Origin of the sequence: Aeromonas sp. QDB68 (assembly GCF_027707405.1) — a bacterium.
Lineage (GTDB): Bacteria > Pseudomonadota > Gammaproteobacteria > Enterobacterales > Aeromonadaceae > Aeromonas > Aeromonas caviae.
This window is the reverse complement of record NZ_JAPCIQ010000225.1, coordinates 1-986: the sequence shown is the minus strand read 5'-3', so window position 1 is coordinate 986 and position 986 is coordinate 1. Positions and strand designations below refer to the sequence as shown.

Annotated in this window: 1 rRNA gene; it reads right to left on the bottom strand. The window is 53.0% G+C overall.

Annotated elements, in window-relative coordinates:
* Positions 1–986: ribosomal RNA gene (locus tag PG892_RS22350) — 23S ribosomal RNA — on the bottom strand; the annotation flags it as partial.

Sequence of the window (986 nt, the reverse complement as noted above, 5' to 3'; positions counted from 1 at the left end):
GTGAATCCGCGGCTTCGGTGCCTGGTTTGAGCCCCGTTACATCTTCCGCGCAGGCCGACTCGACTAGTGAGCTATTACGCTTTCTTTAAATGATGGCTGCTTCTAAGCCAACATCCTAGCTGTCTGAGCCTTCCCACATCGTTTCCCACTTAACCAGAACTTTGGGACCTTAGCCGGCGGTCTGGGTTGTTTCCCTCTTCACGACGGACGTTAGCACCCGCCGTGTGTCTCCCGGATAGTACTTACTGGTATTCGGAGTTTGCATGGGGTTGGTAAGTCGGGATGACCCCCTAGCCCAAACAGTGCTCTACCCCCAGTAGTATTCGTCCGAGGCGCTACCTAAATAGCTTTCGGGGAGAACCAGCTATCTCCGAGTTTGATTGGCCTTTCACCCCCAGCCACAGGTCATCCCCTAACTTTGCAACGTTAGTGGGTTCGGTCCTCCAGTTGATGTTACTCAACCTTCAACCTGCCCATGGCTAGATCACCCGGTTTCGGGTCTACACCTTGCAACTAGACGCCCAGTTAAGACTCGGTTTCCCTACGGCTCCCCTATACGGTTAACCTCGCTACAAAATGTAAGTCGCTGACCCATTATACAAAAGGTACGCAGTCACCCCGAAGGGCTCCCACTGCTTGTACGTACACGGTTTCAGGTTCTATTTCACTCCCCTCACAGGGGTTCTTTTCGCCTTTCCCTCACGGTACTGGTTCACTATCGGTCAGTCAGGAGTATTTAGCCTTGGAGGATGGTCCCCCCATATTCAGACAGGATGTCACGTGTCCCGCCCTACTCGATTTCACATCAAGGTTGTTTTCGTGTACGGGGCTATCACCCTGTATCGCCGGCCTTTCCAGGACCGTTCCACTAACTTCCAAGATGCTTAAGGGCTAATCCCCGTTCGCTCGCCGCTACTGAGGGAATCTCGGTTGATTTCTTTTCCTCGGGGTACTTAGATGTTTCAGTTCTCCCGGTTCGCCTCGCT